This is a genomic window from Streptomyces sp. NPDC111656, assembly GCF_055656965.1.
Map to the genome: position 1 here is coordinate 268,556 of NZ_JBVKCA010000007.1, position 21,270 is coordinate 289,825.

The following is a 21,270-nucleotide window of genomic DNA, read 5'->3' on the forward strand; positions in this document are numbered from 1 at the left end:
GGTCAGCGGTAGGAGGCCTTGGTGCGGATCCGGGAGACGGCGAACAGGACGAGCACCGTCGTGGTCATGAGGACGACCGCGAGCGCGGAGCCGGTGAAGAGGGCGCCGCGGTCCGAGGCCGCGTAGATCTGGACGGGAAGCGGGGTCCAGTCGGGCGGGTAGAGCATCATGGTGGCGCTCAGCTCGCCCATGGACAGGGCGAAGCAGAGCCCCGCGGCGGCGGTCAGCGAGGGCAGCAGCAGCGGCAGCCGCACCCGCCACAGCACGTACGAGGGCCGGGCCCCGAGCGAGGCCGCGGCCTGTTCGTAGGCCGGGTCGAGACGGGCGAGGGCGGCCGACACCGACTGGTGGGCGAAGGCCGTGACCAGCACGGTGTGCGCGAGCACGACGATCCACCGGGTGCCGTTGAGCAGCATCGGCGGTTGCGAGAAGGCGACGAGGATCGCGAGGCCCACGACGACCGAGGGCACGGCGACCGGCAGCATGAACAGGGCGTCCAGGATCCGCCTGCCGTGTTTCTTGAGCGCGTGCGCGGCGAGCGCCGCCCAGGTGCCGACGACCAGGGCGAGCAGGCTCGCGGTGACCGCCGTGACCAGGCTGGTGGTGAGGGCCTGGAGGGACGCGCCGCGGGTGGCGGCCGTGTAGTGCCCGGTGGTGAAGCCGGACGGGAGCGCGCTCGACCAGTTCGTGGCGAACGACGCGGCGAGGACGACGAGGAGCGGCAGGGCGAACAGGGGCAGGAAGAGCAGGAAGAAGACGGCCCAGGTGGCCCACCTCCCCTTGCGGCTATGCACCAGCACGGCGGCTCACCACCCGGTAGAGGCCGTAGAGCCCGACGGAGACGAGGACGTTGACGACGGCGACCACGCACGCGCCCGGATAGTCGGACTCCAGGATCGCCTTGCTGTAGACGAGCATCGGCAGGGTCGTGACGCCCTTCGCCCCGGTGAACAGCACGATCCCGAACTCGTTGAGGCAGAGCACGAGGACGAGGCTGCCGCCGGCCGCGAGCGCGGGCAGCGCCTCGGGCAGGATCACCTGCCGCACGATCCGGGCGGGCCGCGCCCCGAGGGAGGACGCCACCTCCAGCTGGGCGGTGTCGATCCCCGAGAAGGCGGCGAGCAGGGGCCGCATCACGAACGGGGTGAAGTACGTGATCTCGGCGAGGAGGACCCCCCACGGGGTGGTGAGGAACTGGAACGGCCCCTCGGCGGCACCGGTCACGTCCGTCCACAGCCCGTTGGCGATGCCCACCGTGCCGTAGATGAACAGCAGCGCGAGCGTGATCAGGAAGGACGGGAAGGACAGGAAGACGTCGATGAACCTGGCGACGGCCTTCCCGCCGGGGAACGGCACGAACGCGATGACCAGGGCGAGCACGAACCCGAGCACGAGAGCGCCGACGGTCGCCGCGACGGCGATCCAGACGGTCGTACGGAGGGCCTCCAGGAAGGACGCGGACGCGAGGACGTCGGCGTACGGCTGGAGGGAGGTGCCCCCGGTGTCCGGCTGGAAGGACTGCTGGACGACGAGCGCGAGGGGGTAGAGGAAGACGAGTCCGAGGACGGCGACGGGCGGCAGGGCCCAGGCCCAGGTCGGTATGCGCGGACGGGACCTGGTGGCCGGCAGGGCGCTAGACATCCCCGGTCACCTCTGCGGTCGCCTCTGGGGTCACCTCGGCGGAGAGCAGCACCGCGTCCTCGGGTGCGAAGTGCACGGTGATCTCCTCCCCGAGAGCGGGCGGCTGCCGCAACTCCCGCAGGTCCACCTTGAGTCGGTGTCCGCCCACGTCGACGTAGAGCCGGTGGGTGGCACCGCGCCACTGCACCTCGGCCACCGACCCGGTGAGGGCGTTGGGTCCCCCGCCGAGTCCGACGAGGTGCGGCCGTACGCACAGCGTGGCGCTCGCGCCCTCGACGGCATGGCCCGTCGACACCTTGAACTCGGTCCCGCCGAAGACGACACCCCCCGCGCCCACCGTCACCGGCAACAGGTTCGCGTTGCCCACGAACGACGCCGTGAACGCGGTCCTCGGCGCCCGGTACAGCTCCCGCGGCGTCCCCACGTCCTGCAACCGCGCCTTGTCCATGACCGCGATCCGGTCGGCCAGCGTCAGCGCCTCGATCTGGTCGTGGGTGACGTACAGGATCGACATGTCGGGCAACTCCCGGTGCAGCCGCGCGAGTTCGGCCAGCATCCCCGACCGCAGCTGCGCGTCGAGCGCGGACAGCGGCTCGTCGAGGAGGAGGACACCGGGCCGGATGGCGAGCGCCCGCGCGATGGCGACCCGCTGCTGCTGCCCGCCGGACAGTTCCCGCGGATGGCGCCGGGCGTAGGCCGCCATCCCGGTCATCTCCAGCGCCTCGGCGACCCGTCCGCGGATCTCGCCCTTGGCGACCTTCTGCGCCCTGAGCCCGAAGGCGACGTTGTCCTCGACCCGCATGTGCGGGAACAGCGCGTACTGCTGCACCACCATGCCGACGCCGCGCCGGTGGGGCGGCAGCGCGGTCACGTCCCGGTCGCCGATGAACACCCGGCCAAAGGCGGGCCGCACGAACCCGGCGACGGCCCGCAGCGCGGTGGTCTTCCCGGACCCGGACGGCCCGAGCAGCGCCATCACCTCGCCGGGCTCGACGGTGAGGTCGAGGGAGTCGAGGACCGTGGTGCCGTCGTACGCGACGGACACCCGGTCGAAGCGGATGCCGCTGCCGCCGCTCACCGCCCGGCTCCGGGATGTGGATCGGCTCCGGGGAGCGGGTTGTCTCCAGGGAGCCGTTCGTCTCCGGGGAGCGGTTCGTCTCCGGTGGGTCCGTCGAGCAGGGCGGGAAGTTCGGCCACCGAGCCGAGCACATGGCCGGCCCCGGCCGCGCGCAGCACCTCGTCGCCGTGCGCCCCGGTGAGCACACCGGCCACCACGCCCGCCCCGGCGCGTACGCCGCTGAGCATGTCGTACGAGGTGTCGCCCACGACCGCGACCTGCTGGACGCCCTCCGCCGCCTTGGTGCGCAGGAAGGCCTCCAGGACCATGTCGGGGTACGGCCGTCCGCGGCCTCCGGCGTCGGCCGGGCACAGCGTGAGCGGCACCAGCCCCTGCCAGCCGAGGGCATCGAGGATGGCGTCCTGGGTGACGCGGGCGAACCCGGTGGTCAGGACGACGGTACGGCCGCCCGCCTGGAGTTCCTCGATCGCCTCGCGCGCCCCGGCGATCGGCGCGAGGCGCCCACCGTCGACGAGTTCCCCGTACGCCTTCTCGAAGGCGGCGTTGGCCCGCCGGGCGAGGGACTCCTCGCCGAACAGGTGCCGGAAGACGGAGATCTTGGACTCGCCCATGGTGGCCCGCACGTGGTCGAGCTTCCTGGTGTGGTCGGCGGACCCGGGCTCGACGCCCAGCTCCCCGGCGGCCACGGCGAAGGCCTGCTCCACCAGGCCGCCGTCGGCGACGGTGGTGCCCGCCATGTCGAGCACGACGAGTCGTATGTCCTCGGTCATTTCCTTCACCATCCCAGCTCGTCGGCGGTCGTTTCGGCGATGGCGGGCGAGCAGGTCATGCCGCGCCCGCCGGGCCCGGTGACCAGCCACACCCCGTCCCGCACCCGCTGCCGGTGCACGACGCGGCTCGGGTCGGTGCACTGCGCGTACACCCCGGCCCAGCGGCGCCGGATCTTCGGCAGCGGGCGACCGAGGAAGGACTCGACGACCTCGGTGAGGTGCTCGTAGGGGTCTTCGAGGGTGTCGAAGGCGAAGGGGTGCTCGTACTCGTGGGTGTCGCCGATGGTCAGCCCGCCGTCCGCGCGCTGCACCATGAGCAGTTGCATCCGGTGCGCGGCCGCGATCGGGGCCTGCGGCTGGTGTGCGTCCAGGTCGTCGAGGGCGGGGCTGCGGTACGCGGGGTAGTACCGGAAGCTGTCGGCGTCGGCGACGGAGGTGGTGAGCGGCTCGCCCAGCGGTTCGGTCTGCATCATCTGCAGCCGCACCCGCCGTACGGGCAGCTCGGGCCCGGCCAGCTCCCGTACGAGACCGCCCAGCCAGGCGCCCGTGCACAGCACGACGACGTCACCGGTGTGGACGTCCCCGTGGTCGTCGCGCACGGCGTGCTCTCCGACGACGTCCCGGACCTCGCGCCCCGGCAGGAAGGTGTAGTTCGGGGACTTCGACAGCTCGGCGCGGAGGGCGAGTTGGGCCGTGCGCGGCTCGACGGCCGCGTCGCGCTCGCAGAACAGGGCCGCTTCGAAGGCACCCCGCAGGGCGGGGTTCACCGCGCGCGCCTCGTCCGCGGCGAGCAGTTTGTAGCCGCGGTCGGCGGCGTCCTCGCGGGCCAGGGCGGCCTCGGCGACGGCGAGTTCGCGCGAGTTGCGCACGGGGGTCAGCGATCCGCACGCCCGGAAACCGACGCCCGGGACACGTGCCCCGATCTCCTCCCACAGCTCCCGCGCCCGCAGGGCGGTCTCCAGCTCCTCTCCTCCGGCGCGACCACTCACCCAGATCTGCCCGAAGTTGCGCAGCGAGGCCCCGCGGGCCTCCGCCTCACGCTCGATCTGTACGACCTCGTGGCCGCGTTCCACTGCGTGCCAGGCGTGCAGGGTACCCACCACGCCGGCTCCGACGACTATCACTCTCACAACGGCCACGCTCCTCGGGAAGGGGGAATCGAAGGGGTCCGGACAGCAACCAGATGGTGAACCGCCCATCACATTTGGGCTAGACCCGTTATCTTCTCGTGACACTACTTGACCGAAAGGACGAGCCCGAGCCCGCCCCGGCCCGCCGCGCGTCAGCCGCCGAGGTACGCGGAACGTCACCTGCCCAGGTGCGCCGTGAACGAGAACCGGTCCCCCCGGTACAGCGTCCGCACCCGCTCCAGCGGCCGGCCCTTCGTGTCCCGCGAGACCCGGTGGATCAGCAGCATCGGCAGCGCGGGCGGCGTACCGATGAGCAGCGCCTCGCGCGGCGTCGCCAGCACCGTCTCGATCCGCTCGTCCGCGTCACCGAACGCGATGCCGAGCCGGTCGTGGAGGTAGGCGTAGAAGGAGGAGTCGGGGTCGAAGTCACGGTCGAGGTCGGGCACCCGGGCCACGGCGACGTACGTGCTCTCCAGACCGACCCGCTCGTCGTCGGCGAGCAGCACGCGCTCCATGTGCCAGACGGGCTCGCCGCGCGTCAGCCCCGCCTCGGTGGCCAGCGCCTGCGGGCACGGGAAGCGGTCGAGCGAGATGAGCGTACGACCGGGGGTGCGCCCCTGCCGCCGTACGCCTTCGGTGTAGCTCGCGAGGGAGAGCGGCTGCTCCAGTTTCGGCCCCGCGACGACCGTGCCGCGCCCCTGCCGCCGCAGCTTGCCTTCGAGCAGCAGCTCCCGCAGGGCCTGCCGTACGGTCTCGCGGGCCACCTCGTACGTCTCGGCGAGATCGCGCTCGGTGGGCAGCAGACCCCCTTCGCCCAACTCCTCGATCAGCACGGCGATGTGCGCCTTGACCGCGTAGTACTTCGGGATACGGCCGTGCTCCGGGATGCCGGAGCGGACGGGGGCGCCGGGCGATTGGTCGTTCGGGTAGTCCACGGGGGGATGGTCGCAGATGCGGTACGGGCGCTGCGCCGGTGGGAGGGCTCAGCGACGCCGGAACCGGGACCAGCGGGAGGCCACCAGCAGCACGCCTCCGGCGGCGAGCAGGACGACGCCCACCGCCAGGGCGGCCTCGCGCGGCCCGGTCATGGCCAACTCGTCGGCGGACGAGGGCCCGTCGTCCGCCGACGAGGACCCGTCCCGTTCCTTTCCCGCGGCGTCACCGTCACCGTCACCGCCGTCGCTGCCGTCACCGGTACCGGTGGGGCTGCTGGTGCCGGTGCCCGTGCCGGTGACGCCGTCCGTGCTCCTGCCGGTGCTGTTGCCACTGCTGTTGCCGGTGCCGGCGGCGGTGGCGCTGGCGTCGGGAGCCGCGCTCGTACCGCCGCCGCCTCCGCCGTCACCTCCGCCATCGCCGCCACCGTCACTGCCGTCCCCAGTGCCCCCGGTGCCCCCGGCCTCCACAACGTCGCCGTCGCTCGTCCTGCTCTCGTCGTCGATCCGGAAGCGGTACGCGTTCGACTCTCCGACCCAGTCCCCGTCGTTGTTGTGGCGCTGCACCACGGCCGCGTTGGCGACGACGTCGTTCGGCACGGCGGCGTCGGAGGTCACGGACAGCCTGACCTTCACGGTGAGCGTCCGGCCGGGTCCGACCGTGAACCCCGGGAACCCGTCGTCGAACGCCCCGACGTTCTCGTCCTGGTCGCTCTTCTCGAACTCGACGGGATGCGTGCGCTCCCCCTCGTAGAACTCCAGCCGCGCCTGTTCCGGCCGCAGCACCCGCTTGCTGTCCACGAGCACGACGATCGGGTGGATGTTTCCGCAGGTGTGCGCGGTGGTGTTGGTCAGGTCGATGTACCAGGTCCGGAAGTCGCCGCCGACGTCGTATGCGTCCGGTCCGTCGTGGATCCGGGTCTTGATCGGGAAGGCCCGGGTGTCGGGCGCGGCGCAGGTGGGGCGGGGGCTCGCGGTGGGCCCGAGAGGCGTGAGCGCATGGGCGGCGGCCGGCGGTGCGAGCCCGAGCCCCAGGGCGGGGGCAACGGCGGTCAGGGCGAAGAGGCTGGTCTTGCGCAGTCGCATGAGGGGCCTTTGCCGATCAAGGGCGGCGGGAAGGGGTCGGGAAAGGGGTCGGATGCGTCGGGCGGTGCGGGCAACGGCGTACAGGGCAACGGCCCCGTGACCGTCCCACACCGGCCTGCGCCCACCGCCCCGCCACGCCCGCGACACACCCCGCCCGGCCCCCGAAGTCCCCCCGAACGGCCGAGTCACCCCGCCCCCGAAGCCTCTCCGGACAGTCAAGCCACCCGGCCGGGAACCAGCTCCGAACAGCCGAGTCACCCGCCGGGGAACCGCCCCGAACAGCCGAGCCGCTCAGTCCTCCCCGCGCCCGAACAACGGCGCCAGCAGCAACTGCGCCGCGCCCTCCGCGACCCCACGCGCCCCACCGGGCGCCACCCGCACCGGAATGGCCCCGTCGTCCACGCCCTCCAGCCGGGCCCGTTCCTCAAGAACGGCACCGACACCCCGTACGAAGGCCTCCTCATGCGCGGCGACGGTACGCCCGCCGAGCAGCACGAGGTCGATGTCCAACAGTCCCACCAGATTCGCGGCGCCCACCCCGAGCACCCGCGCCGCCTCGCCCACGGCACCACGGTCCACCGCGGCGAGGCACAACGCCTCGATGCAGCCACGGTTGCCGCAGCCGCACGGGGGCCCGTCCAGCTGGATGACCTGATGCCCGAACTCCCCCGCCCCGGTACGCGCCCCCCGGTGCACGCCCCCACCGATCACGAGCCCCGCCCCGAGCCCCGTACCGAGATGCAGATAGGCGAAGGATTCGAGAGGACCGGAGAGACCGGAGAGACCAGAGGGGCCAGAGGGGCCAGAGGGGCCAGAGGGGCCAGAGGAACCAGCGGGACCAGCGGGACCAGCGGGACCAGCGGGACCAGCGGGACCAGCGGAGCCAGCGGAGCCAGCGGGACCAGAGGAACCAGCGGAGCCAGAGGCGCCACCCCCCAGCGCCCCGACCCCACTCCCCACCACCGCGATCCCCAACGCGGCCGCGTTCGTGTCCTTGTCCACCACCACGGGCACCCCGAGCCGCCCCGCCAGCGCGTCCCGCAACGGGAACCCGTCCCACTCGGGAAACCCGGTGACCCGATGCAGTACACCCCGGGCATGGTCGAGCGGCCCCGGCAGGGCGACGCCCACGCCCAGTACGGACACCCCGGCCCCCGCGAGCAGCGCCTCGACCTCCCCCGCCGCCGACTCGACGACCGCCTCCGCCCCGGCCCCCAGATCGAGCGGAACCCGCCGCTCGGCGACCACCGCGCCGGTGAGGTCGCACAGCACGACCGTCACCTCGTCGCGGTCGAGGTGGAGCCCGACCGCGTGTCCGGCCTCGGGCACGAGCCGCAGCACGGTCCGCGGCTTGCCGCCGGTCGACGCGCGGCGCCCCGCCTCCGCCACCAGCCCGTCCGCCCGCAGCCGAGCGGTGATCTTGCTGACGGCCTGCGGGGTCAGCCCGGTGCGCTCGGCGAGTTCGAGCCGGCTGATACCGCCCTCCCCGGCCGTGCGCAGCAGATCGAGCACGAGCGCGGCATTGTGGCTGCGCAGGGCGAGCAGATTGGCTCCCGACTCGGCGTTGGTCCTGTTCACGTACGCCATTGTCCCCCGCGCTTGCACTTTGGCAACAGCGTTGCGAAAGTGGACGCCATGACTGGTACGACTGGCACGACTGGCACCCCCCTCCGCGTGGCCCTCATCGGTTACGGCCTCGCGGGGTCCGTCTTCCACGCCCCGCTGATCGCCACGACCGAGGGCCTGGCCCTGGACACGATCGTCACCTCGAACCCGGAGCGGCAGGAGCAGGCCCGCGCCGAGTTCGGCGACGGAGTCTCGTTCGCCGCCACGCCCGAAGAGCTCTGGGCGCGCGCCGACGAGCTGGACCTGATCGTCATCGCCTCCCCGAACAAGACCCACGTCCCGCTCGCGACCGCCGCCCTCAAGGCGGGCCTGCCGGTCGTCGTCGACAAGCCCCTCGCCGGTACGGCGGCGGAGGCTCGCGAGCTGGCCGCGCTGGCCGACGAGCGCGGCCTGCTCCTCTCCGTCTTCCAGAACCGCCGCTGGGACAACGACTTCCTGACCCTCCGCAAGCTGCTCGACGAGGGTGAGCTGGGCGACGTATGGCGCTTCGAGTCCCGTTTCGAGCGGTGGCGTCCGCAGCCGAAGGGTGGCTGGCGCGAGTCCGGCGACCCGGCAGAGATCGGAGGTCTCCTCTACGACCTCGGCAGCCACGTCGTCGACCAGGCCCTCGTCCTCTTCGGCCCCGCGGCCTCGGTGTACGCCGAGACGGACGTCCGCCGCCCCGGTGCGCAGACCGACGACGACACCTTCATCGCGATCACGCACACGAACGGTGTCCGCTCCCACCTCTACGTCTCCGCGACGACCGCCCAACTCGGCCCGCGCTTCCGCGTCCTGGGCTCGGCGGCCGGTTACGTGAAGCACGGCCTCGACCCGCAGGAGGCGGACCTGCGCGAGGGCAAGCGTCCCGACGCGAGCGCCGAGTGGGGTGTCGAGCCCGAGTCCCTGTGGGGCCGCGTCGGCTCCGGCGAGTCCCCGCTCACGGGTGGCGGCCGCCCCGAGCCCACGCTCCCGGGCGCGTACCCCGCGTACTACGCGGCCATCGCCGCCGCCCTCCGCGACGGCGCCCCGAACCCGGTCACCGCGCAGGAGGCCGCGGCCGCCCTCGACGTCCTGGAGGCGGCCCGCCGCTCCGCCACCGAGGGCACGGCGGTGTCCCTGTGAGCACCGAGGACACCGCGCGGCTGCTCGCGGAACAGATCACGGAACTGGAGTCCCAGGAGCGCCAACTGGTCCTCCCCCACTTCACGTACGACGACGCGTGGACGCTGGGCACCCTGCTCGTGAGCATGGCCCGTGAGGCCGCCGCTCCGGTCGCCATCGACATCCGCCGCGGCGGCCAGCAGCTCTTCCACGCCGCGCTGCCCGGTTCGACCCCGGACAACGACGCCTGGATCGACCGCAAGCGCCGCGTCGTCGAGCGCTACGGCTGCTCCTCGCTCCTCGTCGGCACCCGCTTCCGCGCCAAGGGCACCACCTTCGAGGCGTCCTCCCGCCTCGACCCCGACACCTACGCGGCCCACGGCGGCGCGTTCCCCCTCGCGGTCGAGGGCGCGGGCGTCATCGGCACGGTGGTGGTCTCGGGCCTCCCCCAACTGGAAGACCACGCCATGGTCACCAAGGCCCTCCACCAGTTCCTGGAAAGGTAAGCCCCGCACCCGCGCCCCTGTTCTTTTCAGGGGCGCGGGGAACTGCGAATTCTCTTAGGGGCGCGGGGAACTGCGCAATCCTTCAGGGGCGCGGGGAACTGCGCAGTCTTTTAGGGGCGCGGGGAACTGCGCAATCTTTTTGGGGGCGCGGGGAACTGCGCGACCAGCCACGACGAACCGGCACCCGACAACGCACCCCAAACCCACCCGCACCCCCCGCCAAACCCAACGGAGTGCCTACGCCGGTTTGAACTCCTGCCGCTGCCTGCCCAACCCCCCGATCTCCAACTCCACCACATCCCCGGCCCGCAGATACGGCTTCGGCTCCGGCTGCCCCAACGCAACCCCCGCCGGCGTCCCCGTATTGATGACGTCCCCCGGATAGAGCGTCATGAACTGACTGACGTACCGGACCACTTCCGCCACCGAAAAGATCTGCTCGGCCGTGGTCCCGTCCTGCTTCAGCTCACCGTTCACCCACAGCTTCAGCGAAAGATCCTGCGGGTCGGAAACCTCGTCCGCCGTCACCAGCCACGGCCCCAGCGGATTGAACGTCTCGCAGTTCTTCCCCTTGTCCCACGTCCCCCCGCGCTCGATCTGGAACTCCCGCTCGGAGACGTCGTGCGCCACCGCGTACCCGGCGACACGCGCGAGCGCCTCCTCGTGCGACTCCAGATAGCGGGCGGTACGCCCGATGACGACCGCGAGTTCGACCTCCCAGTCGGTCTTGACCGACCCGCGCGGCACGAGCACGGTGTCGTCAGGCCCGACCACCGTGTCCGCCGCCTTGAAGAAGATCACCGGCTCGGCAGGCGGCTCGGCCCCGGTCTCGCGGGCATGGTCGTGGTAGTTGAGCCCGATGCAGACGATCTTGCCGATCCGGGCGAGCGGCGGCCCGACGCGCAACCCGTCCGCGTCCAGCACGGGCAGTTCCCCCGACTCGGCGGCCGCACGGACCCGCCCGAGCGCCGCGTCGTCGGCGAGCAGCGCCCCGTCGATGTCCGGCACGACTCCCGACAGATCCCGGAGAATCCCTTCGGCGTCGAGCAGCGCGGGCCGCTCCGATCCCGCCGTACCGACTCGCAGCAGCTTCATGATCACAGTCTCCCTCGATCGCGGGCAGCCACCGACGGGTGCAGCCATCGGAGGACTGGTCGATCCTCCAAGCTCCACGTCCACTCCGCAATACCCCGTTCACGGACTGGACCGCCGCCACACCGCCACCACACCCTCAGGGATACAGGACCGCACGCTCCACAGCACTCCAAGCCGTACTGGTCACCACGTACAACGCGGCGGCCAGCGGCACCACCGCCACGGTGACGAGCGTGAAGAAGGACAGGAACGGCACAAACGCACTCACCGCACCGAGGCCGGGCACCTCCGCCCCGTCGGCCGCAGGCGCCGAGGCGGCCATCGTCCGCTTCGTACGCCGGTAGTTGAAGACGGCGACCGCGCCGACCACCACGAACAGAGCGAGGTAGACAAGCCCTGCGGCACCGAACACCCCGCCGCCCCCGAGCACGTCCAGCCACCGCCCGCCGAGCGGCGCGGCGAACAACTGGTGGCTCAGCAGCTCGTTGGCCTCACCGCCGACGGTGGAACTGGAAAACAGGTGGTAGAGAAGAAAGAAGGCCGGCAGCTGAAGGAGCCCGGGCAGAATCCCGGACAGCGGCGACACCTTCTCCTTCGCGTGCAGTTCCAGCACCGCCTTCCGCATCCTCTCGGGATCCTTCCGATACTTCTTGCGCAGCTCGGCGATCCGCGGCTGCAACCCGGCACGCGCCCGCTGTCCCCGCGCCGCCGCCCGGGACAGGGGATGCACGAGCAGTCGTACGAGCGCGGTGAACAGGACGATCGCGGCGGCGGCAGCGGAAGCATGGAACAGCGGTTCGAGCAGATCGGCGAGCCGCTCGACCAGCCCGGCGAAAGCGGACATGGGTGCGGGCGTGAAAGCTGACATGGAGGCGGACGTGAAGGTGGGCATGGAGGTGGACATGGATGAGCCCTCCGGGGGTCTCGTCGTGCCGGAATGAGAAATGACGCGTCGGCATGACGACCCGCGCGGGGTACGCAGACAGGGGTTGTACGACTGGCGAGTTCTGGCGAGTTCCTGCCGGGATCCCTACGCGGCGGCCGTCAGGAGGGCCCGCCCGGGCGCTCGGGGGCGCGGACGCCCCGAGGCGTCGGGATCACGTTGGGGCAGGAACGCCGTACGGTGCTCACGGTCGCGGATCGCCGTACGAACCCGCGTACGCGGGACGGCGGACGCGCTGCGCGAGCCGATGAGGGCGCAGACGGCGAGCGCGGCCCCGGCCGCGGCGGTCGCGGTGAACGCGACGGCGACGGCCGTCGGGAGACTTCCGGCGTCCAGCACGGCGAGTTCGAGGAGCAGCACGAGCAGAAGGGCGACAGGGCGTACGTGCGCCGAGCTCCGGACCACGGACCACCCCTCCTCTCGCCCTCTCGTACGCGGGCTCACGTCCCCCGTACCTGCTTACGCGTGACCGGTGTCGATCTTATGCGTGACCGGTGTCGATCGGCTCCAGCAACCGCTTGGGCTTGAGCAGCGCCCGGCTGACCGGATCCGCCGGGTCCGGATCGAGTCCGGGTCCCGGCACCATTTCGACGTCCGGGACGGGCACGACGGTTCCACACGTGGCACATTCGCCGTACGAGCCGAGTTCCGTACCGCAGGTCGCATGCCGGAAGTAGCGCAGCCGCGCCTCGCCAAGGTGCTCGCGGCCCCACCGCCCGAGTGAGCGCAGGGTCGGCCACAGGGCGATGCCGCGGTCGGTGACGACGTACTCGTCGCGCGGCGGCGACTCCCGGTAGCGGCGCTTCTCGAGGATGCCCTCGGCGGTCAGCATCTGGAGGCGGGACGCGAGGACGGCACGCGGGATGCCGAGGTGGACGAGGAAGTCGTTGTAGCGCCGTACGCCGTAGAGCGCGTCGCGCACGACGAGGAGCGTCCACCGCTCGCCCACGATCTCGAGCGCGCCGGCGATCGAGCACTCCTGCGTCGCGTAGTCCTTGCCGAGAGCCATGACCCCACTGTAGCCACTTTTCGACAAGTCAGTTCAATGAACGAACCTAAGATGCTACGGTCGACCCACAGGGATGGTTCATTGACTGAACCTACCCTTCCACCGATCCGCTCCGGAGCCCGAAGGGCAGACCATGTCCCAGCTCGATCACGCCACCACCGCGAAGGCGTCCTCGGCACCCCCCGGCACACACCTCGAGACACCCCCGCGGGCGACCGCCACCCTCGCCGTCACCAGCGCCGCCACCGCCGTGGCCCTGATGACGTACACCGCGCCGATGGTCACGCTCCCCGACACCGCCGCCGCGCTGCACACCCCCGTCTCCGCCCAGGCCTGGCTGCTCAACGGCACCCCGCTGGGCCTCGCCGCACTGCTCCTGGTCGCGGGCAGCCTCGCCGACGACTACGGTCGCCGCCGGATCTTCCTCTCCGGCACCGTCGCCCTCGGCATCACCACCGCGCTCGGCGCGCTCGCGACCTCCACCTGGCTGTTCACACTGGCCCGCGTCGCGCAGGGCGCGGCGAGCGCCGCGATCCTCGCCAGCAGCCTGGGCCTGCTCGTCCACGCCTTCCCGACCGCCCGCGGCAGGCTGCACGCGACCGGCGTGTGGGGCGCGTTCGTCAGCGGCGGCATAGCCCTGGGCCCGCTGCTCGCCGGTGCGATCGCCCAGACCCTGAACTGGCGGATCGCGTACGCCGTCCTGGGCGCCGCCGCGCTCCTGGTCGCTCTGCTGGGCACCCGGGCCCTCACCGAGTCCCGGGCCTCCCGAGGCGGTCGCCCCGACCTGGCCGGCGCCTTCACCTTCGGCCTGGCGCTGGTCGCCCTGGTGGCCGCACTCACCCTGGGCCGGGACGGCTGGCTGCGCGCGTCGGTGGGCCTCCTGCTGGCGGCGTTCGTCGTCCTGACGACGGCGTTCGTGTTCGTCGAACACCGAACCCGTACACCCATGATCGACCTCTCCCTGCTCCGCCACCGCCGCTTCCTCGCCTCCTCCGCGAGCGGTCTGTTCACCGGCCTCGCGGTGATCGGCCTGTTCAGCTTCCTGCCGGCGCTGCTCCAGCAGACCCTGGGTCTGTCCGCGCTGGACACGGCGTGGCTGTTCCTGCTCTGGTCCGGGCTCTCCTTCGGGGTCGCCCTGCAGGTGCGGCGCCTCGCGGGCCGGGTCTCCCCGCGCCACCAACTCGCCCTCGGCTTCGCGCTGCACGCGGTCGGCGTCCTGACGATGCTCGGCGCGCTCGACGCCGGTTCATGGACCCGTCTGCTGCCCGGCTTCCTCGTCTCCGGCGTCGGCAGCGGGCTCCTCAACGCCGCGCTGCCGCTCGTCGCGGTCGAGTCCGTCCCCGCGACCCGCGCCGCGATGGGCTCGGGCGCACAGCAGACGTTCCGCTACATCGGCTCGTGCGCGGGCGTGGCCCTGACCATCGCGATCGTCACCTCCACGGGCGGGCTCGCGCACGGCGCGGACATCGCGATCGCGGTCTCGGCGGGGCTGGCGCTGGTGGCGGGCGCGAGCGTGCTGGCCCTTCGGGACCGGGCCTGACACCGGCCGGGCGGGGCCGTTCCCTCGGGGGGGAGGGGACGGATTCCGGGGCGGGGGCCGTTCCATCGGACGGGACGGATCCCCGCGCGGGACCGTTCCCCGCACGAGACCGTTCCCCGCACGGGACGGTGACCGTGGTCAACGCGGGCGCATCGAGGTCAACTTTCCCCACACCACGAGCCGATACCGCGAGGTGTACTCGGGCGTGCAGGTGGTGAGGGTGATGTAGTACCCCGGCGCGCTGTACCCGTAGGCGGGCCGAACGGTACTGCGCGGCACTTCCCGAATGACCCCTCCGTCATGCGCGGAGGTCTGCGGAAGCGTCCTGTCGACGACGTAGACGTAGCGCCCCGCCGCCGTCTCGACATCGATCTCGTCCCCCCGCCGCAGCCGGTTGATGTACCGGAACGGCTCCCCATGAGTGTTCCGATGCCCCGCGAGCGCGAAGTTCCCCGCCTGCCCGGCCTGTTGGGTGTGCGGGTAGTGCCCGACGTACCCATTGTTGAGGACATCCCGCTTGCCGACCCCCTCCGCGACCGGCACACGAAGACCGAGCCGGGGAATGGAGAGCACGGCGTACGCCTGGGACCACCGGGGCGTTCCCTGAGCCCGCCCACTCCCGGTGGACGCCCCGGAACCACCCCCGGAGGACGCGCCATCCCCCGCCGAGCCACCCGAACCACTCCCCGCACCCGACACCCCCGCCCCCTGCTCCTGCCCCTCGCCCTTCCCCTCTCCCTCCGCCTCCCCGCTCCCCCACTCCTTCTCCAACGCCTGGACCTTCCTCTCGGCGCCCTCCCGGGCCTGCCGATTGGTCCACCAGAGCTGATGCACGACGAGAAGCAGGAGAAGGAGGCCGACGGTGACGAGAACCTCGCCCCCGCCCCACACCACCCGCCGGTACGCGGCCCGCCGCCGCCGAGTGCCGTGATCCACGACGCGGGAAGCCCCGAGGCCGCGCCGCACGATGCCGGGAGCCCGCATACCGATGCCTCGTCTCCTCGACTGCCTCGCCTCCTTGACCGGGCCCGCAAGATAAGGGCTGCGCCCCGAACTCACCAGCCCCATGACCGCCCGAACCCTTCGTCGGCACCCAAGGGCAACGAAGAGATCCCGCCCTCTGGCCTGCAGGTATCTCTCCCCCGAACGGCATCGGCAGTACGGTGTCCCCCATGCGCCCCGACACGTCTGCCGAGCACGTCGACCACAACGCCGAAGCAGCGCGCCTGGAGCGGACCGCAGGCCTCTACCCCGAGGACGCCGAACACCTGCTCGTGCAGGCCGCGGCCCACCTCGAACTGGCCGGCGACCGCCCCGGAGCCACCGCGCTCTACGACCGCCTGCTGTCGTCCTCGACCCCCCTGGAGCATCCCCACCTGGTCCGCGCCCTCAAGGCGTCGAACCTGTGGGAGTACGGCCACGAGGCCGAGGCCCGGGCGATCATCGACGGCATCCGCGCCGCGTCTCCCCGGGACCCGGCCCCCTGGGTGATCGTGGCCGAGGCCCTGGAGTCCCACGACGAGCTGGAAGCGGCGCAGGAGACGTTCACCCAGGCCGCGCAGCTCCTCCTCACGGAGACGTCGGAGCCCCCGTACGCCACCCACCCGCTCCTCTTCGGCCGCCACCGCGTCCGCCGCATGCTGGGCGCGGCCCACGACGACTGGGACGCCCTGGCCGACACCCTCCACTCGTCCCCGGTCTCCCTCGACGAACTCCACGACCCGAAGCGCGTCTGGTCCCTCGGCTCGGACAACCCAGCCGAACTCCAGGCGGAGATCTCCCGTCTCAGGGCGGAACTGGGCACGTTCAGGGAGGCGTTGTCCCGCCCGTTCCCGGTGGCGATCCTGCACTGGCCGACCACCGAACTGACGGAACTCCTGACGGCGTACCCCACCCTCACCACGGAGTACCCCTCCCACGAGGAACACCTCGCGACCATAGAGTCCTCGCTACGGGAACTGGCGACTTCCGGCACCCCGAACCTCGGCATCGTCACGGGAACCGTCCCGTCCTACGAGGCCTTCGCCGCCTCGGAGGCCTCCGCCCCGTCGGACGCGACCCTGCTCCCGCAGTACGCGACGACGCTGGCGGCACGGGGTCTGGCGGTGGCTTGGCCGCCGCAGCGGGGCGTCGAGTGCTGGTGCGGGTCGGAGCGGGGCTATGGGGAGTGCCACGGACCCACCGCCGAGTAACGCGACTCTCGTCCCCCGGCTCCCCCTGGCTCCTCCCCGGGCCTCGGGGCCGGGGGTACCGGGCGTCTTCGGCTTGCCCTCCCGGCTCCCGAAGTCATGCCGTCGCTCCGTTCGACTGACGTCGCTCCGTTCGGCCTCGCTCGCTCGCTCGACAGACGTCGCTGCGCTCGGCAAACCCCAGGTGTCCCAGGTGACGCCCCGGTGAAAACAATCGCAAGGATCTGAGCACCCCCGGTAGCCCGGGGACCCGCCCGCCACCATGGCCCTCCCAGCCCTTCTTCCGCGGGAGTCGACCGTGAACGGTTCCTGGCAACTCGGGTTCGCCGTACTGGGCTTGGCCCTTCCAGGGATCGCGGCGCTCTGGGAGTTCGTCCTCGTCGGCCGCAAACGGCTCGGCTACCGGGTCCAGATGGACACGACCGCCCGGGACGAACGCGCCTTACCGTACGCCGGGGTGCTTCAGCAGATGCAGCGGACCAACGGCGCGCCGCTGCGTGACCCGTCGTTCGTGCTGCTGCGGATCGAGAACAGCGGCTGGGCCCCCATCGTGGAGAACAGCTACCTGGCGCCCGACCGGGGCCACGCGGGCATCCAGGTCAAGTGCCGGGGCCGCCGCGTCGTCGGCATGGTCGTGACCGAACTCAGCCGCAACGAACTGCGCGGCTTCTTCACGCCGAGCAGCGACGACCAGCACTCCACCCCGCACGTCCCCGGCCTCGGGGTCACCGACGGCGTCATCGAACTGCCCAAGGTGAAACTGAACCGCGGCGACCACTACAAGGTGCTGGCGGTCCTGGAACGCGAGGAGAGCTTCACGGACGAGGAGTTCCCCGAGCCCGAGGTCGTCGCGAGCATCGTGGGCGGAGTACGCCGCGGGAGGATCAAGAAGACCGAGTACTACCCGTTCGCCTCGAAGCCGGTCAGGTGGGTGCTCGCCCTCCTCGTCATGGTCAGCGCCGTCCAGTCCATCCTCACGTTCACCAGGCACGATGCCACGGCCGCGCCGCTGGACTGCGCCACCGGGACGCTCACCCTGTCCGGCTCCACCGCGTTCGCGCCAGTGCTCCAGGAGGCGGCGAAGGCGTACCACAGGACCTGCCCCGACGCCTTCATACCCATCACCGGCGACACGTTCCACGGCAGCGTGTCGGGGCTCGACACCCTCGCCGCGGCGGGCGGGAAGACCAAACCGACGGGCAGCCAAGGACTGGGCGACCGGCTGACCTTCAGCGACGGTCCCAAGAGCGACGGCCGTCCACAACTACTCCCCAGACCCGTCGCCCTGTCCCTGTTCGCCCTGGTCGTCAACAAGGACGCCGGCGTCCAGGACCTGTCCCTGAAACAGATCAGGAACATCTACGCCGGAAAGATCACCAACTGGAACCAGGTGAAGGGCAACAACGTGCCCATCCACCTCGTCAGCCGCAACCCCGGCTCAGGCACCCGGACCACACTGGAACGCCAAGTACTGGACAACAAGCCCCTGTTGGCCGTCACCGCGAACGACTGCACGGCACTGGACGAGACCAAGCCCGGCCGCTGCGAGGTCAGCGACACCGAGACCCTCCTGAGCACCGTGGCCTCAACACCCGGAGCCCTCGGCCACAGCGAGGTCGGCGCCGCCACCGCACACGACGACGTCCAGCAGATCCGCATCGACGGCTACCCGGCCACCCTCGAAGGCGCGGACGAGGGCGCCTACCCGTACTGGCAGACCGAGTACGCGTACACCTACGGAGAGCCGCCCGCGAACTCCCTCGCCGCGGGATTCCTGCGCTACCTCGCCAACGAGGTCGGCAAGGACATCATCCGCTCCCACGGCGACCGCCCCTGCGCCGAACTGGCCAAACCATTGCTTTGCCGGCCCAGTTAGCCTCGGGATTTCACTTGGCTCGGAGTCAGGGCGGGGGCATTGAAGGGTCATTGAAAGGGGACGGTGGGGACTGAGCCGCTGATGCCCACACTTACGGACCGTCCCGATAACTCTGCTAACTCACCACCCCTGACAACTCACCGCCTCGGCGCCGGGTTTGTCAGGCGACACAGTGGTGGTTCTTCCAACCCGCCTTGTATCCGGCCCTATAGCCCGCCTTGTAGGCCGTTGAGCCCCCAACCGAGGGCACGTGCAGGTAGCAGCCGTAGTCGCCCGATCCGGCGTAGTAGCCGCGCCGGTAACCTTTCTGCCAGTCTTTATATTTATCGTTCTGTTGCGAGGTAGGCCTCAGGGTGTCCGCGACCGACGTCATCGATGTCGCCGTCTGCGTCGCCGTCTGCGAGGCAACGGTGGCCTCGGCAACGGCTGGTGACAGCGCCGGCGAGGCGAGGAGAAGCGAGACGAGAACGCCGAAGCATCGCCCAAGGTTGCGCTTTGCCATTTTCATGGTTGTCGCCTTCGGTGATGTATGGATCTCCGAACTTGCGGGGTTGCGAGTTTTCTGCCCCGCACTTCGATCGTCCCTCTCTATCCCCTCATACGCCACCTGATCCGGTCCTACTCGCGTGCCGCGCCCTCCGGCCACAGCACGCGAACCGGGACCCCGTTCCGTTCGGCGTACGCCACCACATCGCCAGTGCCCCCGTACCCCCACGCCGGATTCCCGTCCCAGACAGCGAACAGTTCCTCGGCCAATCCCACCAGGATCTCGCTGCCCACCATGTGCGCTTCCGAGTCCGACGCCGTCCTGCCCGTGTGGTGCACCCGTGCCGCACGACGCATCAACTCGTCGTAGACCGGCCAGTGACTTTCCGGGAGACCCTCGCGGTACCGCTCAGCGGGAACAACGACTTCGAGTTCCCCGCCATGCTTCAGCACCGCCTCCGCGAACCACACATCCGGACCATCCGCGATGCACGAGACCCCCACCAGTTCAGCCGCATCGATTTCACGAACAGCCGCTTCAAGAAACCGCCGAACCTGCCGCTCAACATCTCGACTCAGCCCCCGATGCCCGGTAATCCCCACACGCATGGCCGGTCCCCCTCCACAGATAGACCCGATAGACGCCGTGAAGGCGTTCACCGAAATCACGTACCACCTTGAGCAATGACGACAAGGACAGCGACCGCCGGACCGCCAGGGCTCCGTCGTTCTTGCGGTCGGTCCAACAGTGCCCGTATGGGCCTGATGCCCCAATCCGGTCTTGATGGTGATGGATCGACAGGTCGACGCGCAGGCACGACTCCCAGTGATCACGGAGCGTCGAATTCACTGCTCCCCACAACGGAAGACCGCGCCTGCTGCGTCAGCGTTGCTCATGCCCGCCGGGCTGGGCCAACTCGCCGGATCCGGTCCGCTCCGGTGAACTGCCCGACCTGCTGGACTGGCTGCGCCGGCTGCCCGACTCACGCCGTCCGAGGGGCGGGCACCACCCGCTGCCGTACGTCCTGCCCCTGGCCGCCTGCGGGGTCTTGGCTGGAACGAAGCCACGCACCAACACCCGCGGAACCTTCCCCGAACTCGCCTGCTGGCTCAGCACCAACACAACTCAAGTCACCGCCTTGGTAGTTGTTAGAGTCATGACATGGAGACAAAAGTTGACACGATTGTTCCTGGAAATGTGCACACGCGAGCAGAGATCATCCAGGCGTTCGGAGGAAGCACGCAGGGCGGCATATGCCCCTCAGTCGAAAAGCGTAGCGTCAACCTCTACTCGGACCCCTCCGTCGGAGAGGCCAACGGCTACTACGACGGTTGGCTGGCAGAGGAAGACGACCTGGGGCCCATCTTCGAGTACACCGGGGCTGGAAAGTCTGGCAATCAGACGTTCGCCGGACTCGCTGGCACAGGCAACCGAGCCATCCTGCGCCACGCTGAACAGGGCCGCACACTACGAGTTTTCACTCAGGTCGGCCGGGTTCCCAAAAGCGACACCAAGACGCATCGGTACCTCGGGGAATTCACTCTGGACGCATTGGAACCTTATGTGTGGCGCAGAGTGCACGGCGAGGATGGAAAACAACGCAATGTCATTGTTTTTCGCCTTCGACCGGACGGGGAAGTCCAGCACTCTTCAAAGAACCTAATCCCACCCGCAAAAGAGACCACATGGGAACTCGTCCCATTCGAGGTAGTTACTGCAGCGACCCTTCAAACCGATCCTGCAACTACTGGGGTGCTGTCAACTTCCAAGCAGCGTAGAAAAAAATCCAGCTCTTCGCGAAAGGCTAACGAGAATGCCGCTACCAGCGGCTCGTTCGTCACTTCGGAGGCCTTCAATAAGAAGATGAGTCTTCGCGCGTCGGCCGCAGCCCACATCGTTGTGCGCCGGGAAGCCGAGTTGACGCGCACCTACATGGCCTATCTTAAATCTATGGGACGCAAGACTGGTGCCTTCCAGATTAAAGTCAAGGGTCTTACGTCCACTCTGAGGACAGATCTCTATGACGCAACGGAACACGTACTCTACGAAGCTAAGGGATCTAGCGCCCGCGAGGACGTAAGGATGGCTCTCGGTCAGATTCTGGACTACAGCCGCTATGTGCGGACTAAGGACCACACAGAGCCACCCAAGCGTGTCATCCTCCTCCCCGCAGAACCTGATCTGGATATGTTCGATCTGTGCGAATCGTGCGGGGTAGAAATAGTTTACAGATCAGAAAATGGAAGCTTCATCGGAGAATCCGTGCCAGCCGAATAAAT

21 protein-coding genes are annotated in these 21,270 nt (G+C 70.3%); 6 read left to right on the plus strand and 15 right to left on the minus strand.

The genetic code is table 11. The features are described from left to right. Positions 1 to 2: 2 nt before the first annotated feature. From ACZ7M3_RS22735 to ACZ7M3_RS22770, 8 genes are all read right to left on the minus strand, one after another. Positions 3 to 800, minus strand: coding sequence for an ABC transporter permease (locus tag ACZ7M3_RS22735; RefSeq protein WP_472065465.1), 798 nt, complete (start codon positions 798 to 800; stop codon positions 3 to 5). Next, complete coding sequence (locus tag ACZ7M3_RS22740; RefSeq protein WP_472065466.1) at positions 787 to 1,641, minus strand: 2-aminoethylphosphonate ABC transporter permease subunit; 855 nt, start codon at positions 1,639 to 1,641, stop codon at positions 787 to 789. Before ACZ7M3_RS22740 ends, ACZ7M3_RS22735 begins: the two co-directional genes overlap by 14 nt. After that, the gene (locus ACZ7M3_RS22745) at positions 1,634 to 2,719 is read right to left on the minus strand and encodes an ABC transporter ATP-binding protein (protein ID WP_472065467.1); all 1,086 of its coding nucleotides are present in this window, start codon (positions 2,717 to 2,719) and stop codon (positions 1,634 to 1,636) included. Before ACZ7M3_RS22745 ends, ACZ7M3_RS22740 begins: the two co-directional genes overlap by 8 nt. Then, complete coding sequence (locus tag ACZ7M3_RS22750; RefSeq protein ID WP_472065468.1) at positions 2,716 to 3,489, minus strand: HAD family hydrolase; 774 nt, start codon at positions 3,487 to 3,489, stop codon at positions 2,716 to 2,718. The genes ACZ7M3_RS22745 and ACZ7M3_RS22750 overlap by 4 nt, the downstream gene beginning before the upstream one ends. A gap of 5 nt (positions 3,490 to 3,494) precedes the next feature. Further along, positions 3,495 to 4,619 carry a TIGR03364 family FAD-dependent oxidoreductase gene (locus ACZ7M3_RS22755; protein WP_472065469.1) on the minus strand — a complete coding sequence of 375 codons (1,125 nt, stop codon included), beginning with the start codon at positions 4,617 to 4,619 and terminating at the stop codon, positions 3,495 to 3,497. Positions 4,620 to 4,795: 176 nt separating this feature from the next. Then, the gene (locus ACZ7M3_RS22760; protein ID WP_095854452.1) at positions 4,796 to 5,554 is read right to left on the minus strand and encodes a GntR family transcriptional regulator; all 759 of its coding nucleotides are present in this window, start codon (positions 5,552 to 5,554) and stop codon (positions 4,796 to 4,798) included. A gap of 48 nt (positions 5,555 to 5,602) precedes the next feature. Continuing rightward, positions 5,603 to 6,637, minus strand: a complete 1,035-nt coding sequence (locus ACZ7M3_RS22765; protein WP_472065470.1) for a hypothetical protein — start codon at positions 6,635 to 6,637, stop codon at positions 5,603 to 5,605. Positions 6,638 to 6,928: 291 nt separating this feature from the next. Then, entirely contained in the window at positions 6,929 to 8,224 is a 1,296-nt protein-coding gene (locus ACZ7M3_RS22770; protein ID WP_472065471.1) for an ROK family transcriptional regulator, read from the minus strand. Positions 8,225 to 8,272: 48 nt separating this feature from the next. Here ACZ7M3_RS22770 and ACZ7M3_RS22775 point away from each other — a divergent pair, with 48 nt between their 5' ends. Both ACZ7M3_RS22775 and ACZ7M3_RS22780 read left to right on the plus strand, forming a co-directional pair. Next, on the plus strand, positions 8,273 to 9,367 hold the full coding sequence (locus ACZ7M3_RS22775; protein WP_450428797.1) for a Gfo/Idh/MocA family oxidoreductase: 1,095 nt from the start codon (positions 8,273 to 8,275) through the stop codon (positions 9,365 to 9,367). Further along, a complete protein-coding gene (locus tag ACZ7M3_RS22780; RefSeq protein ID WP_472065472.1) occupies positions 9,364 to 9,852 on the plus strand; it encodes a heme-degrading domain-containing protein in 489 nt (162 codons plus the stop codon). Before ACZ7M3_RS22775 ends, ACZ7M3_RS22780 begins: the two co-directional genes overlap by 4 nt. Positions 9,853 to 10,089: 237 nt before the next feature. On the opposite strand, the gene ACZ7M3_RS22785 is transcribed toward ACZ7M3_RS22780, so the two are convergent. The 4 genes from ACZ7M3_RS22785 to ACZ7M3_RS22800 form a co-directional block, all read right to left on the minus strand. Next, positions 10,090 to 10,947 (minus strand): fumarylacetoacetate hydrolase family protein, encoded by an 858-nt coding sequence (locus tag ACZ7M3_RS22785; RefSeq protein ID WP_060898963.1) that lies wholly within the window; start codon positions 10,945 to 10,947, stop codon positions 10,090 to 10,092. Between the two features lie 136 nt (positions 10,948 to 11,083). Further along, a complete protein-coding gene (gene yidC / locus ACZ7M3_RS22790; protein WP_472065473.1) occupies positions 11,084 to 11,791 on the minus strand; it encodes a membrane protein insertase YidC in 708 nt (235 codons plus the stop codon). A gap of 186 nt (positions 11,792 to 11,977) precedes the next feature. Next, on the minus strand, positions 11,978 to 12,295 hold the full coding sequence (locus ACZ7M3_RS22795; RefSeq protein ID WP_261687052.1) for a DUF6412 domain-containing protein: 318 nt from the start codon (positions 12,293 to 12,295) through the stop codon (positions 11,978 to 11,980). Positions 12,296 to 12,371: 76 nt separating this feature from the next. Beyond that, positions 12,372 to 12,899 carry a winged helix-turn-helix transcriptional regulator gene (locus ACZ7M3_RS22800; RefSeq protein ID WP_472065474.1) on the minus strand — a complete coding sequence of 176 codons (528 nt, stop codon included), beginning with the start codon at positions 12,897 to 12,899 and terminating at the stop codon, positions 12,372 to 12,374. Positions 12,900 to 13,032: 133 nt separating this feature from the next. Between ACZ7M3_RS22800 and ACZ7M3_RS22805 the strand changes: the two genes are divergently transcribed. Beyond that, entirely contained in the window at positions 13,033 to 14,439 is a 1,407-nt protein-coding gene (locus tag ACZ7M3_RS22805; RefSeq protein ID WP_472065475.1) for an MFS transporter, read from the plus strand. 138 nt (positions 14,440 to 14,577) lie between these two features. On the opposite strand, the gene ACZ7M3_RS22810 is transcribed toward ACZ7M3_RS22805, so the two are convergent. Next, on the minus strand, positions 14,578 to 15,423 hold the full coding sequence (locus tag ACZ7M3_RS22810) for a class E sortase (RefSeq protein ID WP_472065476.1): 846 nt from the start codon (positions 15,421 to 15,423) through the stop codon (positions 14,578 to 14,580). A gap of 188 nt (positions 15,424 to 15,611) precedes the next feature. On the opposite strand from ACZ7M3_RS22810, the gene ACZ7M3_RS22815 reads away from it, so the two are divergent. Together ACZ7M3_RS22815 and ACZ7M3_RS22820 are read left to right on the plus strand one after the other, a co-directional pair. Beyond that, positions 15,612 to 16,631 (plus strand): SEC-C metal-binding domain-containing protein, encoded by a 1,020-nt coding sequence (locus tag ACZ7M3_RS22815; protein WP_472065477.1) that lies wholly within the window; start codon positions 15,612 to 15,614, stop codon positions 16,629 to 16,631. A gap of 295 nt (positions 16,632 to 16,926) precedes the next feature. Continuing rightward, a complete protein-coding gene (locus ACZ7M3_RS22820; protein ID WP_472065478.1) occupies positions 16,927 to 18,504 on the plus strand; it encodes a substrate-binding domain-containing protein in 1,578 nt (525 codons plus the stop codon). A 160-nt stretch (positions 18,505 to 18,664) separates the two neighbouring features. On the opposite strand, the gene ACZ7M3_RS22825 is transcribed toward ACZ7M3_RS22820, so the two are convergent. Continuing rightward, positions 18,665 to 19,006 carry a hypothetical protein gene (locus ACZ7M3_RS22825; protein WP_472065479.1) on the minus strand — a complete coding sequence of 114 codons (342 nt, stop codon included), beginning with the start codon at positions 19,004 to 19,006 and terminating at the stop codon, positions 18,665 to 18,667. A 116-nt stretch (positions 19,007 to 19,122) separates the two neighbouring features. After that, complete coding sequence (locus ACZ7M3_RS22830; protein ID WP_472065480.1) at positions 19,123 to 19,599, minus strand: hypothetical protein; 477 nt, start codon at positions 19,597 to 19,599, stop codon at positions 19,123 to 19,125. A gap of 553 nt (positions 19,600 to 20,152) precedes the next feature. Here ACZ7M3_RS22830 and ACZ7M3_RS22835 point away from each other — a divergent pair. Then, on the plus strand, positions 20,153 to 21,268 hold the full coding sequence (locus tag ACZ7M3_RS22835; RefSeq protein WP_472065481.1) for an SRA domain-containing endonuclease: 1,116 nt from the start codon (positions 20,153 to 20,155) through the stop codon (positions 21,266 to 21,268). Positions 21,269 to 21,270 lie beyond the last annotated feature (2 nt).

What these genes read in the sequence shown, in the direction of transcription:
- ACZ7M3_RS22740 (WP_472065466.1), bottom strand. Translation starts at nt 1,641, where the DNA reads ATGTCTAGCGCCCTGCCGGCCACCAGGTCCCGTCCGCGCATACCGACC.
- ACZ7M3_RS22750 (WP_472065468.1), bottom strand. Translation starts at nt 3,489, where the DNA reads ATGACCGAGGACATACGACTCGTCGTGCTCGACATGGCGGGCACCACC.
- ACZ7M3_RS22765 (WP_472065470.1), bottom strand. Translation starts at nt 6,637, where the DNA reads ATGCGACTGCGCAAGACCAGCCTCTTCGCCCTGACCGCCGTTGCCCCC.
- ACZ7M3_RS22770 (WP_472065471.1), bottom strand. Translation starts at nt 8,224, where the DNA reads ATGGCGTACGTGAACAGGACCAACGCCGAGTCGGGAGCCAATCTGCTC.
- ACZ7M3_RS22775 (WP_450428797.1), top strand. Translation starts at nt 8,273, where the DNA reads ATGACTGGTACGACTGGCACGACTGGCACCCCCCTCCGCGTGGCCCTC.
- ACZ7M3_RS22785 (WP_060898963.1), bottom strand. Translation starts at nt 10,947, where the DNA reads ATGAAGCTGCTGCGAGTCGGTACGGCGGGATCGGAGCGGCCCGCGCTG.
- yidC (WP_472065473.1), bottom strand. Translation starts at nt 11,791, where the DNA reads ATGTCCGCTTTCGCCGGGCTGGTCGAGCGGCTCGCCGATCTGCTCGAA.
- ACZ7M3_RS22800 (WP_472065474.1), bottom strand. Translation starts at nt 12,899, where the DNA reads ATGGCTCTCGGCAAGGACTACGCGACGCAGGAGTGCTCGATCGCCGGC.
- ACZ7M3_RS22805 (WP_472065475.1), top strand. Translation starts at nt 13,033, where the DNA reads ATGTCCCAGCTCGATCACGCCACCACCGCGAAGGCGTCCTCGGCACCC.
- ACZ7M3_RS22810 (WP_472065476.1), bottom strand. Translation starts at nt 15,423, where the DNA reads ATGCGGGCTCCCGGCATCGTGCGGCGCGGCCTCGGGGCTTCCCGCGTC.
- ACZ7M3_RS22815 (WP_472065477.1), top strand. Translation starts at nt 15,612, where the DNA reads ATGCGCCCCGACACGTCTGCCGAGCACGTCGACCACAACGCCGAAGCA.
- ACZ7M3_RS22825 (WP_472065479.1), bottom strand. Translation starts at nt 19,006, where the DNA reads ATGGCAAAGCGCAACCTTGGGCGATGCTTCGGCGTTCTCGTCTCGCTT.
- ACZ7M3_RS22830 (WP_472065480.1), bottom strand. Translation starts at nt 19,599, where the DNA reads ATGCGTGTGGGGATTACCGGGCATCGGGGGCTGAGTCGAGATGTTGAG.
- ACZ7M3_RS22835 (WP_472065481.1), top strand. Translation starts at nt 20,153, where the DNA reads ATGGAGACAAAAGTTGACACGATTGTTCCTGGAAATGTGCACACGCGA.